14 protein-coding genes are annotated in these 14,679 nt (G+C 74.5%); 7 read left to right on the top strand and 7 right to left on the bottom strand.

Translation table 11 applies throughout. The annotated features are described in order from the left end of the window. Window positions 1-77: 77 nt before the first annotated feature. A complete protein-coding gene (locus ACH4G3_RS03400) occupies window positions 78-827 on the bottom strand; it encodes a cobalt-precorrin-6A reductase (protein ID WP_397622858.1) in 750 nt (249 codons plus the stop codon). Window positions 828-845: 18 nt separating this feature from the next. On the opposite strand from ACH4G3_RS03400, the gene ACH4G3_RS03395 reads away from it, so the two are divergent. Next, window positions 846-1,964: a cobalt-precorrin-5B (C(1))-methyltransferase gene (locus ACH4G3_RS03395; protein WP_397622857.1), complete on the top strand. Its 1,119-nt coding sequence runs from the start codon at window positions 846-848 to the stop codon at window positions 1,962-1,964. Between the two features lie 28 nt (window positions 1,965-1,992). Here ACH4G3_RS03395 and cobM read toward each other — a convergent pair whose 3' ends face one another. From cobM to ACH4G3_RS03380, 3 genes are all read right to left on the bottom strand, one after another. Beyond that, the gene (cobM, locus tag ACH4G3_RS03390) at window positions 1,993-2,742 is read right to left on the bottom strand and encodes a precorrin-4 C(11)-methyltransferase (RefSeq protein ID WP_397622856.1); all 750 of its coding nucleotides are present in this window, start codon (window positions 2,740-2,742) and stop codon (window positions 1,993-1,995) included. Continuing rightward, the gene (gene cbiE, locus ACH4G3_RS03385; RefSeq protein ID WP_397622855.1) at window positions 2,739-4,001 is read right to left on the bottom strand and encodes a precorrin-6y C5,15-methyltransferase (decarboxylating) subunit CbiE; all 1,263 of its coding nucleotides are present in this window, start codon (window positions 3,999-4,001) and stop codon (window positions 2,739-2,741) included. Before cbiE ends, cobM begins: the two co-directional genes overlap by 4 nt. A gap of 114 nt (window positions 4,002-4,115) precedes the next feature. Continuing rightward, entirely contained in the window at window positions 4,116-4,502 is a 387-nt protein-coding gene (locus ACH4G3_RS03380) for a (2Fe-2S) ferredoxin domain-containing protein (RefSeq protein WP_397622854.1), read from the bottom strand. Window positions 4,503-4,629: 127 nt separating this feature from the next. On the opposite strand from ACH4G3_RS03380, the gene ACH4G3_RS03375 reads away from it, so the two are divergent. Next, on the top strand, window positions 4,630-5,403 hold the full coding sequence (locus tag ACH4G3_RS03375) for a hypothetical protein (RefSeq protein ID WP_397622853.1): 774 nt from the start codon (window positions 4,630-4,632) through the stop codon (window positions 5,401-5,403). Here the strand turns inward: ACH4G3_RS03375 and ACH4G3_RS03370 are convergent. Both ACH4G3_RS03370 and ACH4G3_RS03365 read right to left on the bottom strand, forming a co-directional pair. Continuing rightward, window positions 5,394-6,560, bottom strand: coding sequence for a Rieske 2Fe-2S domain-containing protein (locus tag ACH4G3_RS03370; protein ID WP_397622852.1), 1,167 nt, complete (start codon window positions 6,558-6,560; stop codon window positions 5,394-5,396). The two genes, ACH4G3_RS03375 and ACH4G3_RS03370, sit on opposite strands and share 10 nt — an antisense overlap. Window positions 6,561-6,661: 101 nt before the next feature. After that, entirely contained in the window at window positions 6,662-8,233 is a 1,572-nt protein-coding gene (locus ACH4G3_RS03365; protein WP_397622851.1) for an IucA/IucC family protein, read from the bottom strand. 110 nt (window positions 8,234-8,343) lie between these two features. On the opposite strand from ACH4G3_RS03365, the gene ACH4G3_RS03360 reads away from it, so the two are divergent. Genes ACH4G3_RS03360 through ACH4G3_RS03350 form a run of 3 tightly spaced genes read left to right on the top strand, consistent with a single transcriptional unit; the run spans window position 8,344 to window position 11,950 of the window. Continuing rightward, window positions 8,344-9,840: an IucA/IucC family protein gene (locus ACH4G3_RS03360; RefSeq protein ID WP_397622850.1), complete on the top strand. Its 1,497-nt coding sequence runs from the start codon at window positions 8,344-8,346 to the stop codon at window positions 9,838-9,840. 44 nt (window positions 9,841-9,884) lie between these two features. Then, the gene (locus tag ACH4G3_RS03355; RefSeq protein WP_397622849.1) at window positions 9,885-11,159 is read left to right on the top strand and encodes a VWA domain-containing protein; all 1,275 of its coding nucleotides are present in this window, start codon (window positions 9,885-9,887) and stop codon (window positions 11,157-11,159) included. Next, the gene (locus ACH4G3_RS03350) at window positions 11,159-11,950 is read left to right on the top strand and encodes a hypothetical protein (RefSeq protein ID WP_397622848.1); all 792 of its coding nucleotides are present in this window, start codon (window positions 11,159-11,161) and stop codon (window positions 11,948-11,950) included. The genes ACH4G3_RS03355 and ACH4G3_RS03350 overlap by 1 nt, the downstream gene beginning before the upstream one ends. A gap of 82 nt (window positions 11,951-12,032) precedes the next feature. Here ACH4G3_RS03350 and ACH4G3_RS03345 read toward each other — a convergent pair whose 3' ends face one another. Beyond that, complete coding sequence (locus ACH4G3_RS03345) at window positions 12,033-12,659, bottom strand: winged helix-turn-helix transcriptional regulator (RefSeq protein WP_397622847.1); 627 nt, start codon at window positions 12,657-12,659, stop codon at window positions 12,033-12,035. Window positions 12,660-12,744: 85 nt separating this feature from the next. Here ACH4G3_RS03345 and ACH4G3_RS03340 point away from each other — a divergent pair, with 85 nt between their 5' ends. Together ACH4G3_RS03340 and ACH4G3_RS03335 are read left to right on the top strand one after the other, a co-directional pair. Continuing rightward, window positions 12,745-13,953 (top strand): pyridoxal phosphate-dependent aminotransferase, encoded by a 1,209-nt coding sequence (locus ACH4G3_RS03340; RefSeq protein WP_397622846.1) that lies wholly within the window; start codon window positions 12,745-12,747, stop codon window positions 13,951-13,953. A gap of 85 nt (window positions 13,954-14,038) precedes the next feature. Next, window positions 14,039-14,668: a hypothetical protein gene (locus tag ACH4G3_RS03335; RefSeq protein WP_397622845.1), complete on the top strand. Its 630-nt coding sequence runs from the start codon at window positions 14,039-14,041 to the stop codon at window positions 14,666-14,668. Window positions 14,669-14,679 lie beyond the last annotated feature (11 nt).

The following is a 14,679-nucleotide window of genomic DNA, read 5'->3' as shown; positions in this document are numbered from 1 at the left end:
GCGGGCTCACCCTCGCCTCGGAGAACGGGCCCGGCCAGGTACCGGCCGGGCCTGCCGCCTCCTGGCCGGGCCGGTTCTCAGCCGACCGCCCGCAGCCACTCCCCGACCCACCGGGCCGCTTCCTGCGGCCCGGGCACGACCGGGACGCCCTCGGGGACCGGGGGCCGGCGGATCACGACGACCGGCAGTCCGGCCTCCCGGGCCGCCGTCAGCTTCGGAGCGGTGGCCGCTCCCCCGCTGTCCTTGGTCACCACGACCTCGATACGGTGCCGGCGCAGCAGTTCGCGCTCGCCGTCGAGCGTGAACGGGCCGCGGTCGAGCAGCACCTCCATGCGGGCCGGGTGCGGAGCCTCGGGCGCGTCCACGGACCGTACGAGGAACCACAGGTCGTCCAGCGCGGCGAACGCGGCCAGGCCCATGCGCCCGGTTGTGAGGAACACGCGCCGGCCGAGCGCGGGCAGGAGCCGCGCGGCCTCCTCCAGGGAGCCGGCGTCGTGCCAGTCGTCACCCGCGACGGGGACCCAGCCGGGGCGCCGCAGGGCGAGCAGGGGAACATGGGCGGTGGCGGCGGCCCGTGCCGCGTGGAAACTGATCGTCCCGGCGAAAGGGTGGGTGGCGTCGATGAGCACGTCCACCCGGTGCTCGCGCAGCCACGCGGTCAGCCCCTCCACCCCGCCGAAGCCGCCGATCCGGACCTCGCCCGGAGGCAGGCGGGGGCTGGCCACCCGCCCGGCGAGGGAGCTGGTCAGGGCCAGGCCGGGCGTGTCGTGGAGCAGTTCGGCAAGACGGCGGGCTTCCGTGGTGCCGCCGAGAATCAGTACGCGCATGGAAGTCCAGGTCCGTTCATGAGCAGCGAAGTGAAGGGCGGCCGCAGGGCCCAGCTGGAGCACACGGGCCTGCGGCCCGGCTGGACCACCGGCGCCTGTGCGACGGCGGCCACGACGGCGGCGTACACCGCCCTGCTGACCGGCGAGTTTCCCGACCCCGTGACGATCACTCTGCCGAAGGGGCAGACGCCGTCGTTCGCGCTGGCCGTCGAGGAACTGGGCGACGGGCACGCGATGGCGGGGGTCGTGAAGGACGCCGGTGACGACCCGGACGTCACGCACGGCGCGCTGGTCCGGGTCACGGTACGGCTGCTGCCCGCCGGGTCCGGGGTGGTGTTCCGGGCGGGCCCGGGGGTCGGCACGATCACCCGGCCCGGCCTGCCCCTGCCGGTCGGCGAACCGGCCGTCAACCCGGTCCCCCGGCAGATGATGCGCGACCACGTCGCCGAGGTCGCCGCCCGGCACGGCGCCCCGGGCGACGTCGAGATCACCGTCTCCGTCGACGACGGCGAGGAGATCGCCCGCTCGACCTGGAACCCCCGGCTGGGCATCCTGGGCGGCCTCTCCGTACTCGGCACGACCGGCATCGTCGTCCCGTACTCCTGCTCGGCGTGGATCGACTCCATCCGGCGGGGCGTGGACGTCGCGCGGGCGGCGGGGCGTACGCATGTCGCCGGCTGCACCGGGTCGACGTCGGAGAAGACGGTCGTGGCCGAGTACGGGCTGCCCGAGGACGCCCTGCTCGACATGGGCGACTTCGCGGGCGCCGTGCTGAAGTACATCCGCCGCCACCCCGTGGACCGCCTGACGGTCTGCGGCGGCTTCGCCAAGCTCTCCAAGCTCGCCGCCGGGCATCTCGACCTGCACTCGGCCCGTTCCCAGGTCGACAAGGGCTTCCTGGCCGAGCTGGCCCGGCGCGGCGGCGCGGACGAGGCGCTGGCCGCACAGGTGGCGGACGCCAACACCGGGCTCGCCGCGCTCCAGTCGTGCCTGGCCGCCGGGGTGCCGCTCGGCGACCTGGTCGCCACGACCGCCCGCGACCAGGCCCTGGCCGTGCTGCGCGGGGCGCCGGTCGTGGTCGACGTGATCTGCATCGACCGGGCGGGGGCGGTGGTGGGGCGCAGCGCGCCGGCCTGACGGCGGGGGCCGTACACGTTCACCGCTGTCAGCACACGTGGCGTTCCCGCTCCGGCGAGTACAGGTGGCTGTCCCGGAACTGTTCCGCCCCGAGCGTGCGCCCCACCATGATCACGGCCGTGCGCAGCACACCTGCCTCCTTCGTCTTCCCCGCGATCTCGTCGAGGGTGCCGCGGATGATCAGCTCGTCCGGGCGGGAGGCGTGGGCGACGACCGCGGCCGGGCAGTCGGCGCCGTAGTGCGGGAGGAGTTCGGCGACCACGCGGTCCACGTACCTGGCCGCCAGGTGCAGCACGATCAGCGCGCCGCTGCGGCCGAGGGTCGCCAGGTCCTCGCCCTCGGGCATGGCGGTGGCCCGGTTGGCGACGCGGGTGAGGATCACGGTCTGCCCGACGGTCGGTACGGTCAGCTCCCGCTTCAGGGCAGCGGCCGCGGCGGCGAAGGCGGGGACGCCCGGGACGACCTCGTACGGCACCCCGGCCGCGTCCAGCCGCCGCATCTGCTCGGCGACCGCGCTGAACACGGCGGGGTCCCCGGAGTGCAGCCGGGCCACGTCGTGCCCCTCCTCGTGGGCGCGCAGCAGCTCGGCGGTGATCTGGTCCAGGTCGAGCTGCGCGGTGTCCACCAGCCGGGCGTCCGGCGGGCATTCGGCGAGCAGTTCGCGCGGGACCAGGCTGCCCGCGTACAGACAGACCCGGCAGGCGGCGAGCGTGCGGGCACCGCGCACCGTGATCAGGTCGGCGGCGCCGGGGCCGGCACCGATGAAGTACACGGTCATCTGTCTGCTCCTGAAGAGGTGTCGGGCGTTTTCCGTACGGCCCACTGGGTCACGGGCATCGCCTGCCGCCACCCGGTGAAGCCTCCCACCGGCACGGCGTGTGCCACCGCGAGCCGCACCAGTTCGCCGCCGCGGCGCCGGTGGGCATCGGCGAGCAGCGCCTCGGACTCCAGCGTCACGGTGTTGGCGACCAGCCGGCCGCCGCCTGGCAGCGCCTCCCAGCAGGCGTCGAGGAGGCCGGGCGCGGTGAGCCCGCCACCGACGAACACGGCGTCGGGGGGCGGGAGTTCGGCGAGGACGGCGGGCGCGGCCCCGGTGACGACCCGCAGTCCGGGCACGCCGAGCCGGTCGGCGTTGCGGCGGATCCGTTCGGCGCGCGCCGGGTCCCGCTCCACGGTGACCGCGCGGCACGAGGGGTGGGTGCGCATCCACTCGACGGCGATCGAGCCGGAGCCGCCGCCGATGTCCCACAGCAGTTCGCCGGGGGCGGGGGCGAGCACGCCGAGTGTGGCGGCGCGGATGTGCCGCTTGGTGAGCTGCCCGTCGTGCTCGTAGGCCTCGTCCGGGAGCCCGGGTACGGCGCCCAGCCGCAGGGCGCCGGGGGCGCTGCGGCACTCCACGGCCACGATGTTGAGCGGATCGCCGGGCGGCTGCGACGCGGGCCAGTCGTCGGCGGTGGACTCGGCGGTCACGCGTTCCCGGTCGCCGCCGAGCTGTTCGAGGACGCGCATCCGGCTGGGCCCGAAGTCCCGGTCCCGCAGCAGGGCGGCGACCTCGCCCGGGGTGGTGGCGTCCGCGCTGAGGACGAGGAGTCGCCGGCCGTGGTGCAGGGCGGCGGCCAGGCGAGCGGCGGGCCGGCCGACGAGCGTGACGACCTCCACGTCCTCCAGCGGCCAGCCGAGCCGGGCGGCGGCGTAGGAGACGGAGGAGGGGTGCGGCAGGACGCGCAGGGCGCCGGTCTCCTCGGCGAGGGCGCGGCCGATGCCGTAGAACATGGGGTCCCCGCTGGCCAGTACGGCGATCCTGCGGCCGGCGTGCGCGGCGAGCAGGCCGGGGACGGCCGGGCGCAGCGGCGAGGGCCAGGCGACGCGCTGCCCGGCGCACTCCGGGGGCAGCAGATCCAGCTGGCGCGGTCCGCCGATCAGGACGTCGGCCTCGCGCAGTGCGGTGCGGGAGGCGTCGGGCAGTCCCGCCCAGCCGTCGGCCCCGAGCCCGACGACGGTCACGGCGGCGGTCGGTGCGGAGGGTGCGGGGGTCACTGCGCGGTACCTCGGGGCTCGGGGACAACAGAGGCGCACTCTACTGGGCGCTGACCAGCGCACCTGTGCTCGGGTACACCGTCCCACCCGGTCCCTGGTCCCTGCCCCGCTCCGTCATGACCGGTCCGGGCGCCGCCGCACGAGGGGGCTGAACACGTACAGGTCGAGGATCTCGGGCCGCGGGGCGACGCCCGGGCCGCCCTCGCGGACCCAGGAGACGACGTCCTCGGTCGCGGCCGGGTCGTTGACCAGTCCGAGCCACACCGGTCGGGCGCCGGCGGCCCGGCCCTCGGCGGACGGCTGGACGACGATGACGTTGGCCTGGTCGCAGACGTCGAGACACGCGGAGATCCGCACCGGCCCCGCCGCGCGCAGCCGCTCGGTCTGGGCCGCGTGATCGACACCGGTCACCTTGCCGCTGCCGCAACAGCAGTCCCGGCACACGACGATGCGGCAGGGTGCCGGACCGGTCGCCGCCGCGTCCAGGGGATCGTCGCTCACACCGGCTTCCTCGTCGTTCCGTCCTCGCCTTGCCGCCGATCATCATTCCATGGGGCCGTCGGACCGGATCGCGGTGTGTGGGTCGGATACCGTGCGGGCGGGATCCTGTGAGGGGTGGGGAGGCAGCATGGGGTCGGGGAGACGGCAGGCGCCGCGGAGCGTGATGTGGCTGCTGACGGGGCTCGCGACGCTCGTCGCCGGAGTGGCCATGGCTCTGGAGGTCCGTGGTGCGCTGGACCGGGAGCGGGAGTTCCGTGCCGCGCCGGCCTGCGCCTCCGCCCCCGTGAAGGCGTCGGGGTGCCGGTGGGAGCAGGAGTTCACCGTCCGCAAGGCCGACTTGAACCGTGGGAAGCGCAACGGCCCGCCGGAGGCGGAACTGCTGCTGCCCTCCGGCGAGCCCTGGGACGTGACGTTCCGGCAGACCGATCCGGTGGTGTCGGAGCTGGCGCCGGGCGAGAAGGTCGTCGGCCTGATCTGGCACGGGCAGGTCGTCGAGGTACGGGACGCCGACGGGCGGCGGCAGCAGACGTCGGACGGGCCCGTGGGCTGGCCCGAGGACCGGCTCGGCGGCGCGCTCGCCTGTTTCTCGTTCGGCCTGCCCGCCCTCGTCGGCGGGGTGTGGCCGCTGGTCGCGCGGGGTGACCGGCGGCACGCGAAGGCGGCGGTCGTGGTGCGGTGGCACGGCGTCTGCCTGGCCGTCGTGGCCCTCTTCACCCTGTGGGCGCAGGATGCCAACGGCTGGCCGTTCTGGGCGCTCCCGGCGATCTGGGGGCCGTTCGCGCTGCTCGGCCTGGCCTCCATGACGGCCTTCGTCATCGCCGCCCTGCGCGGTGACATGGACGACGAAGCCCTGCCCGTCCCGGAGCCGGAGCCGACGGCACCGGCGTCAGGTCACTCCTGACCCCGGACGCCGTCGGGGAGCCGCGCACCGTCGCACGGTGACGCGCTGCCGCATGAGGCGGCCCGGGCCCGGATGGGGACGCCGTTCGCGCGCAGCACCTCGCGGACGTCGAGGATCAGCGGGAAGACCTCGTGGTTGCGGTCCTCGCCCTGCTCGTCCCAGGCCCGCTGCTCGGCTTCGACGGCCATGCGGTCCTCGGCGAACACCCGCTCGGTGAAGCGCCTGATGAACGGCCAGGCCACCTGGAGGAGGCCGGGGATCCCGGGCTTCTCGATCATGAGCAGGCCGAAGGCGCGGCACCTGCGCTGCTCGGCGTCCTCGGGCACGTAGGCGGCCCAGAGGCGGAAGGCCGGGCGTTCGGCGTTCTCCGGGACCAGGTCGAGCGTCTGGTAGGGGTAGTCGGTGCGGATGGTCATGACGTCGGCGGTTCCGCCCCCGACGCCCTCGGCGGCCAGCAGTCCGGCGCTGCGGTTGCGCTTTCCCCCGGTGTGGGTGAACAGGTACCTGGCCTCCACGGACCGCTCGTCGGCCTCGTATCCCAGCAGTTCGGGGTGGAGCCTGCCGACGACGCCCCGGTGGAGGAACTGGTGGTTCATGTCGAGGAGGTTCTCGTGCATGAACGAGTAGTGGCAGCGCACGGTCCGGGAGTACGTCATGGTCCGGTACCGCGGTGAGCCGAAGGCGGGCAGGTGCGGCAGCGGCGTGGCCGCCGCTCGCTGCGGGTCGCCCGGGAAGACGAAGACCAGGCCGTACGCCTCGCGTACGGGGTAGGCGCGCACGCCGCGGGGCGGCCGGCGGTCGCCCTTGGCCAGGTAGGGGATCTGCGAGATGCGGCCGTCGCCGCGATAGGCCCAGGCGTGGTAGCGGCAGCGGAGCGTCTCGCCCTCCACGACTCCCATGCTCAACGGCACCTGCCGGTGGGCGCATCGGTCCTCCAGCGCGTGCACGTCGCCGCTCCTGCCCCGGAACAGGGCGATGCGCTCCCCCGCGAACGTGACCGCCAGCACCCGCTCGGCGCGCACCCGCCGGGACAGGGCGACCGGATACCAGTGGTCCGGGTGCGCGCCCACCCTGCGCAGATCGGCCTTGGCGGGATCCGGGTCGCTGTGCTCCGAGTGCTCGGCGGCGAGGGCGGTGGCCCTGTCGGTCTCGGTCATACCTCTCCTCGCAGGGGGGACACGGCGCGGACAGCCACCCTCACCCTGACCGCGGCCCCGCCCCGGTGCCCTGCCGGAGGGTCCGGACGGGTGAAGGGCGCTCAGGCGCCGCGCAGCGGGTTGGGCAGCGGCAGGTAGCGCGCGTCCGCGCCGTCCGCGCCCGTCCAGCGGAGCAGCAGGTTGGTCTTGGCGGGGAGGGTGGGCGAGGCGAGCAGGGCGGGGATCTCGGGGACGTCGTGGCGGGCGAGTTCGCGGCGGGCGGCGGGCCAGGGGTCGAAGCCGGGGTGGCGTTCCACGAGGGCGCCGGCGATCTCGCTGAGGTGGTTGACGACCAGGCAGTACACGAGCCGCTCCCAGCCGGCTTCCCGCTCCACGTCCGGCAGCAGTTTCACGCCCTCGGCGTCCCGGTACAGCGCCTGCACGGGCATGCCGCCTGCGTCCACGGCGACCAGGGTGTTCTGGAGGTGCGCCTCGATGACGACACCGTGCCGGGCGAAGGCCGCCAGGGCCGGGGGCACCACCCGCGCCAGGTACGCCGCCCACCAGGCCCCGGGGTCGGCGGCCCGGTCGAGCGGGCTGCCGTCGAAGCCCTCGACGAGACCGGCGGCGAGCAGCGGGGTCGCGCCGGGCAGCAGACGGCCGCCGAAGCCGTCCCGGACGAGGACGGCCAGGGCCTCGAAGGCGAAGTCCGCGGTGCGGTACCCGCGGTCGCTCAGCCAGGCCGGGGGGCCTTCGAACGTGTCGAGGGCGGCGCGCACGGCCGCGTCGGTCCGGCGCAGGGCGAGCAGGTCGTGACGCCACAGCCGGCGGATGTCATTGGTGATGCGCACGTCCAGGCTGAACTTCAGGAAGAGGTCGTGCCCGGGCGCGTAGAGGGTGCGGATCGCGGCGGTCGGCCAGGTGTCGGGGGCGGTCGTGCCGAGCCGGACGAGTCTGCCGTCCGCGAAGGCATCGGCGAGCTCGGGCACGGCCAGGTCGAGCTGCCAGGGGTGGGCGGGCAGCAGCCGGTAGCCGGGCGGGGCCGTGCCGAGGGCGTCGAGGGCCGAGGTGTCGCCCTCCTCGACGACGGTGTCCGCGCGCAGCCCGAGCAGGGTCAGCGGGAAACGGGCGTACGCCTCGGGCGCGTACGGCAGCCAGCCGGCGGTGGGGCCGCCGCCGCGCGCCTTGGGGGCCGGGTGGTGGGTGTGGCCGGTGAGGAGGCACTGCTCGGAGCGCCGATAGGGGTCGTCGGGCGGGGTCGCCCGGGCGCGGGCGGCCAGCAGCGCGGCCACGGCGTCCCGGCTGTCGATCATCTCGGCGGGCAGTTCGGAGTTGGACAGGCCGGTCCGGCGGCGGAGTTCCTCGGCGGTGAGCTTGACCAGCTCGGCGTGCGTGAGCGGGTGCCAGGCGCCGTCCGCGCGCACCTCGGGTCCGGTGGGCCGGCGGCGGCCCCGCACCCGCAGCAGACGGCCGCTGGTCAGCAGCCGGTACACGCCCGGCTCGACGGGCTCCGCCACCTCCCGCAGCAGGCAGTTCAGCAGCGGCACGGCGGCGTACGCGTCGGCCCGTTCGGCGAGGCCGCCGGTGACCGGGTCGTCCTGGGCGGAGACACCGTGTGCGGAGTCACCATGGGCACAGTCACCGTGGGCGGAGTCGTCGCCGTCGGGCGGGGGCATGAGGTCCACGCGTTCCACTCGTTCCCTGCGGTCCTTGAAGGATTTCCGGCCTTCCGGGCGGAGATGATCAGTATGCGTGCCGTCGTCATCCCGCCGTGACGCCCTATTCGTACCCGAGGAGCCCGCCCGTGCACCGTTCCCCCACCGCCGAGGCCGAGGTCGCCGAGGAACTGGCCGTCGTGCGGCCCGGTCTCCTGCCGCGGTACGAGGCCGAACTGCCCGGTGCCCGGGCGGCCGTGCTGTCCCGTCTGTGGCGCGGTCTCGCTCACGATCCGCTGCCCTGGGTCACCCGCCGCGAGCAGGGCCGCGGCGGGCTGACCCTGCACCTGTCCGACGGTCGGCGGCTGCACGGCCCGCGGCCGGATCCGTACGCGACCGGCGCGTACGTCACCGTCGTACGGCTCGACGAGGCGGAGTACGACGATCCGGCCCGGCTGGTGACCGACCTCGCCGTACCGCACTCCGCGTCCTTCGCCGCCGAACTCGGGCACAGCGTCGCCTCGCTGGCGCTGTCGAGAGCGGGACAGGAGGGACGGGCCACGCACGGGTGGCCGCAGAGCGACTGGGAGTGGGAGCAGCGGATCGTCGACGGGCATCCGTTCCATCCCACGTGCCGGTCCCGGCCCGGTTTCTCGGTGGCGGAGCAGCTCGCCTACGCGCCCGAGCACCGGCCGCTGGTGGAGCTGGGGCTGGTGCCGGTGGCGGCGGAGGAGTGCCTGGTGACGGGGGCCTGGCCGCGGGAGCTGCGGGACGGGGAGCGGGTGGTGCTGCCGGTGCACCCGTGGCAGGCGGCGCACGTGCTGAAGCGGGCATGCGAGGAGCGGCGCGCCGGGCATCCCCTGATGGCGCTGCGGACGCTCGCGCTGCCCGGCGGGCCGCACGTCAAGACCTCGCTCAGTGCCCGGCTGACGTCCTCGGTGCGGGACATCTCGCTGCCCTCGGTCGCCGCGTCCGCGGCGCTGTCGGACTTCGCCGAGACGCCGGCGGCGCACACCGACGGCCTGCTGCACATGACCCGGACCCTGGGCGCGGCGGCGGCCGGCTCCCCCGACTTCGCGGCCGTCCTGCGCGAGCCCCCGCAGACGTACGCGACGGCCGGCGAGCGGGTCCTGCCGGTGGCGGCACTCGCCACCACCGAGCTCCCCCGCTCCCCCGCCTGGCTGGCCGGTTTCGCGCGCCTCGCCCTGACCGTCGGTCTGCGGCTGCTGGAGCTGGGCGTGGCCCTGGAGGCGCACGGCCAGAACCTGCTGGTGATCCTGTCGCCGGCGGGCGATCCGCTGCGGCTGGTCTACCGCGACCTGGCCGACATCCGCGTCAGCCCGGCCCGTCTCGCCCGGCACGGCATCGCGGTGCCGGACCTGCCCGCCCGCATGGTCACGGACGACGAACGCACGCTGCGGCGCAAGCTGTTCGGCTCCCTGGTGGCGGGCGCGCTGGCCGGCACGGCGGGGTCGGGGGCGGCGCTCACGCAGGCCCTGGCGACGGCCGTACGGGAGCTGCCCCGCACCCCGGACCTCGCGGCGCTGTGCGCGCAGCCGCTGCCGACGAAGGCCCTGACGCTGATGCGGCTCTCGCCGCAGGCGCCCGGCGACCAGTGGGCGGATCTGCCCAATCCCCTTGCCTGAGCCAGGTTTTGGAGCACGGCATCCCTGATCAATAAGATCCGCCGATGATCACAAGAAAACGGCTGGCGGCGGGCGTCTGTGCCCTGGTCGCCGCGTTGACGGCCGGGTTCGCCTTCCCGGCCGGAGCGGCCGCCGGTGAACCCACCGGCCAGGACGCCCCCAAGGTCGACCTCGTCCTCGATGTGAGCGGCTCGATGCGGGCCCGTGACATCGACGGGCAGTCGCGGATGGCCGCCGCGAAGCAGGCGTTCAACGAGGTGCTCGACGCGACGCCCGAGGAGGTCGAGCTCGGCATCCGCACCCTCGGCGCGAACTACCCGGGCGACGACCGCAAGACGGGCTGCAAGGACACCGCGCAGCTCTACCCGGTCGGCCCGCTGGACCGCACGGAGGCCAAGACGGCCGTCGCCACGCTCAGCCCGACCGGCTGGACGCCGATCGGCCCGGCCCTGCTGAAGGCGGCCGACGACCTGGACGGCGGCGACGGCTCCAAGCGCATCGTGCTGATCAGCGACGGCGAGGACACCTGCGCCCCGCTCGACCCGTGCGAGGTGGCCCGCGAGATCGCCGCCAAGGGCATCGGCCTGACCATCGACACGCTGGGCCTGGTGCCGACCGCCGAGCTGAGCAGGCAGCTGAGCTGCATCGCCGAGGCCACCGGCGGCACGTACACCTCGGTGGAGCACCAGGACGAACTGACCGACCGGGTCAACCAGTTGGTGGACCGGGCGGCCGATCCGGTGGTGACGCCGGTGCCGGTCGAGGGCGCCGCCGAGTGCGCCGAGGCACCGGCGCTGAAGTCGGGGCTGTTCACGGACCGGGAGGAGTTCGGGCAGCAGCGCTGGTACCGGGTGGACGTGCTGCCGGGCCAGGAGCTGCGGGCCTCCGTGAGCGTGGCGGCCGACCGTGCCGTGAACCCCGGCTACGGGGTGCTGCTGCGGGCGGTCACGACGCACGGCCGGGAGATCGTGCGCGGTGAGGCGGCGGGCAACGGCCGTACGGATGTGATCTCGACGGGGCTGAGGTACCCCGAGCCCGAGCGTGACGACGCCGACGGTGACAAGCCGGCCGCGGAGACCGTGTGCCTGGCGGTCACCCACTCCTTCTCGCCGACCTCCGGGGTGAAGAGCACGCCCGGGCTGCCGCTGGAGCTGACGGTCGACGTCGTGGACGGCCCGAGTCAGGCGGGTGACGTGGCCTCCTTCGGCCTGGGCCGCGGCTGGTGGCTGCTCGGCGCGCTGATTCTCACCGGCTTCCTCGCCGGTCTCGTCCGGGGCTGGCTGTCGCGCTGGCGGGTCGCGGTCTGGAGGACCAACTGATGCGAACGGTACGCGCGTTGAGCGCCGCGCTGCTCACCCTCGGACTGGCGGCCGCGCCGGCGGCGGCCGACCCGTGGCCGAGTGCGTCGCGGGACGGCGGGGCGGCGCCCAGGCAGGCGGGCACGTCCTTCCGTACGGCCACGGAGATCGAGCAGGGGCAGCGGGCCACGGCGAGCGGCTCCACGGGCGACTACCTGTACTGGTCGTTCCCCGCCGACACCGGACAGCGCCCCACGGTCAGGGCTACGGTGAAGCTGCCGGACACCCACGCCGCGCAGACCTGGCAGATCGACGTCTACGACGGCCTGCGCCGCCGTCAGGCCTGCCAGTACGGGGCGCAGACCCGCACCGCGGCGGCGGACACGCCCTCCGTGGAGCTGGCCTGCGTGCTGCGCACGGTCCGCGCCTGGTCGGAGCCGTGGGCGAACGACCCGCTGCCCGGCACCTACTACATCCGCGTGACGGCGACCGGCGTCCCGGCCTCCGACCTGGGCTTCCCGGTCGACGCCGAGGTCCGCGCCGACTCCAGGGACATCGGCGGCGGGGCGGCGGTGGACGGCTCACTGGCCGAGCCGCTGGTGCCGGGCATCGCGACGAGGTCCGAGGACCAGCAGGAGAACGCCGCGGTACTGGCCGGGCTCCAGCCCCAGGACGGCTGGGCGTCCGGCTGGTGGTCGGACCGGTGGGTGTGGACGGGGGTGGGCGGCGTGCTGGCCGCGCTGGCGGGTGTCGCCGGGTACGCGCTGACGCGCGGTTCGGGACGGCCGTCACGGGTGCCGCCGGGGGCCTGACAAAGAATCAGGCCGGAGGTCCGACACGGGGCCCCGGACGCCTGACGAAGAATCAGAAGGCCCGCATCGCACGGGCCTTCTTTCACGCCTCGCGGAGCGCCTTGGCGAGCGTGCCCTCGCCGCTCACCTCGACCCGGCCCTCCCGCACGGCCCGGGCCAGGCTCAGCTCGCCCCGGCTGAGCGCCGTACACGTGCCGGTGTCCAGGACCAGCCGGGCGTCCGGCTCCCCGGGAGCGGGCCCGTCGCCGTACACGGGCCCCTCCTCGGCACCGGCGCGCAGATGGAACTGCCCCTCCTCCAGGCGGACTTCGACGAGCCCCTCCCCGTCGAGCAGGCGCAGCAGGGGCAGGGCGAACCAGTGCGCCCGTACCGCGTCCGTCGGCCGCCGTTCCCCGAGTTCCGCCTGGCCCCACTCCCCCAGCGCCTGGAGCACGGGCAGCAACTCACGTCCCCGGGAGGTGAGTTCGTACACGTACGCCGCGCCGGGCGGGGGCAGCCGGCGGCGGGTCGCGAGGCCGTCGCGCTCCATGTCCCTCAGCCGCGAGGCGAGTACGTCCGTGCTGACGCCGGGCAGGTCCGCGTGCAGGTCGGTGTAGCGGCGGGGACCGGCGAGGAGCTCCCGGACGACGAGGAGGGTCCAGCGGTCGCCGACGACGTCGAGGGCGCGGGCGGCGGAACAGTACTGGTCGTAGCTTCGGCGAGGTGGCATGCGACGCAGTCTAGACAAGTTGTTGGACTTTCCAAGCGGCTACTTGGTAAAACCAAGCAACACAGTCGGCGAGGGGAAGCAGCGCATGGAGTTCCGGCAGTCGAGCAAGCTGAGCGAGGTCTGTTACGAGATCCGCGGCCCGGTGATAGAGCACGCCAACGCGCTGGAGGAGGCGGGGCACAGTGTGCTGCGCCTGAACACCGGCAACCCCGCGCTCTTCGGGTTCGAGGCGCCGGAGGAGATCCTCCAGGACATGATCCGGATGCTGCCGCAGGCGCACGGCTACACCGACTCGCGCGGTGTCCTCTCCGCCCGCCGCGCGGTCGCCCAGCGGTACCAGACACTGGGCCTGGAGGTCGGCGTCGACGACGTCTTCCTCGGCAACGGCGTGTCCGAACTGGTGTCGATGGCGGTCCAGGCGCTGCTGGAGGACGGCGACGAGATCCTCATCCCGGCCCCCGACTTCCCCCTCTGGACGGCGGTGACGACCCTCGCGGGCGGCAAGGCGGTCCACTACCTCTGCGACGAGCAGGCCGACTGGTACCCGGACCTGGACGACATGGCATCGAAGATCACGGACCGTACGAAGGCCGTGGTCATCATCAACCCCAACAACCCCACCGGCGCGGTCTACCCGAAGGAGATCGTCGAGGGCATCCTCGACCTCGCCCGGCGGCACGGTCTGATGGTGTTCGCCGACGAGATCTACGACCAGATCCTCTACGACGACGCCGTGCACCACTCGGCCGCCGCGCTCGCTCCCGACCTGGTGGTGCTCACGTTCTGCGGCCTGTCGAAGACCTACCGCGTGGCGGGCTTCCGCTCCGGCTGGCTGGTGGTGACGGGGCCGAGGCAGCATGCCAAGGACTACCTGGAGGGCCTCACGATGCTGGCCTCCATGCGGCTGTGCGCCAACGCGCCCGCCCAGTACGCCATCCAGGCCGCGCTCGGCGGCCGGCAGTCCATCCGCGACCTCACGCTGCCGGGTGGCCGCCTGCGCGAACAGCGCGACGTGGCCTGGGAGAAGCTGAACGAGATCCCCGGCGTGACGTGTGTGAAGCCGAAGGGGGCGTTGTACGCGTTCCCGCGCCTCGACCCCAAGGTGCACAAGATCCACGACGACGAGAAGTTCGTCCTGGACCTGCTGCTGCGGGAGAAGATCCAGGTGGTCCAGGGCACCGGCTTCAACTGGCCCGCCCCCGACCACTTCCGCATCCTGACTCTCCCCCACGCCGACGATCTGGAGGCGGCGATCGGGCGGATCGGGCGGTTCCTCGGCGGGTACCGGCAGTAGGCGCGATTGTCAGTGGCGGGTCGTAGCCTTCCAGCAGGTGGGGCGAGTGCCCCGGGGGCTGTCCCGTGCCGGAGAGGAGCGCGCCGTGACCCGACCGCCGACCGCCGCGCAGCGGCGGGTCATCGATGCCGCCGACCCGGTGACCGGCCGGCTGCGGGGTACGGAGGCGCAGCTCGCCTCGCTGGTGAAGCGGGGGCTCGCCTTCCGGCATCCGCGGCCGCCGCACGACCACTTCCTGACGCCGGAGGGCCACCGGGTACGGCAGGGCGTCACACAGGTGCCCGGGCCCGCCGCCGAGGCCCCCGCCACCGCCGGTGTGTTCGCCGCGCGCGCCGGCGGCGAGGAGGCGGCGCCTAAGAGCGGGCCCGCCCGGCGCCGTGAGGTGCACAGTGCCTGGCAGGGGCTGCTGGAGCTGCGCCGGATGACCAACCCGGACGGCGCGGTGGAGCGGCCGTGCGGCTGGGAGCGTACGCATCTCGTGCAGGCCGCCGCACTCGCGCTGGAGGCCGCCGGACACCCCCCGGCCGGGCCGGACGACGGGGGCTACCGGGTGCGGGAGACCCCGCAGCCGGAGGCGGTCGCCGTGTACGAGGCGGACGGCGAGGCGCTGCGGACCTGCGCGGCCACCCTGGAAGGGGCAGGCTGGCAGGTGAGCGAGCACCGCGAGCCGCGCACGGGGACCCGCTATCTCCTGGCCTCGCCCCGCCGGGCGTGATGAGCATGCCA

This window comes from Streptomyces afghaniensis, assembly GCF_044327915.1.
GTDB classification, from domain to species: Bacteria; Actinomycetota; Actinomycetes; order Streptomycetales; family Streptomycetaceae; genus Streptomyces; species Streptomyces afghaniensis.
This window is presented reverse-complemented; position numbering and strand designations above follow the sequence as displayed.

What these genes read in the sequence shown, in the direction of transcription:
- ACH4G3_RS03375 (WP_397622853.1), top strand. Translation starts at nt 4,630, where the DNA reads ATGGGGTCGGGGAGACGGCAGGCGCCGCGGAGCGTGATGTGGCTGCTG.
- ACH4G3_RS03350 (WP_397622848.1), top strand. Translation starts at nt 11,159, where the DNA reads ATGCGAACGGTACGCGCGTTGAGCGCCGCGCTGCTCACCCTCGGACTG.
- cobM (WP_397622856.1), bottom strand. Translation starts at nt 2,742, where the DNA reads ATGACCGTGTACTTCATCGGTGCCGGCCCCGGCGCCGCCGACCTGATC.
- ACH4G3_RS03395 (WP_397622857.1), top strand. Translation starts at nt 846, where the DNA reads ATGAGCAGCGAAGTGAAGGGCGGCCGCAGGGCCCAGCTGGAGCACACG.
- ACH4G3_RS03370 (WP_397622852.1), bottom strand. Translation starts at nt 6,560, where the DNA reads ATGACCGAGACCGACAGGGCCACCGCCCTCGCCGCCGAGCACTCGGAG.
- ACH4G3_RS03340 (WP_397622846.1), top strand. Translation starts at nt 12,745, where the DNA reads ATGGAGTTCCGGCAGTCGAGCAAGCTGAGCGAGGTCTGTTACGAGATC.
- ACH4G3_RS03355 (WP_397622849.1), top strand. Translation starts at nt 9,885, where the DNA reads ATGATCACAAGAAAACGGCTGGCGGCGGGCGTCTGTGCCCTGGTCGCC.
- ACH4G3_RS03345 (WP_397622847.1), bottom strand. Translation starts at nt 12,659, where the DNA reads ATGCCACCTCGCCGAAGCTACGACCAGTACTGTTCCGCCGCCCGCGCC.
- ACH4G3_RS03400 (WP_397622858.1), bottom strand. Translation starts at nt 827, where the DNA reads ATGCGCGTACTGATTCTCGGCGGCACCACGGAAGCCCGCCGTCTTGCC.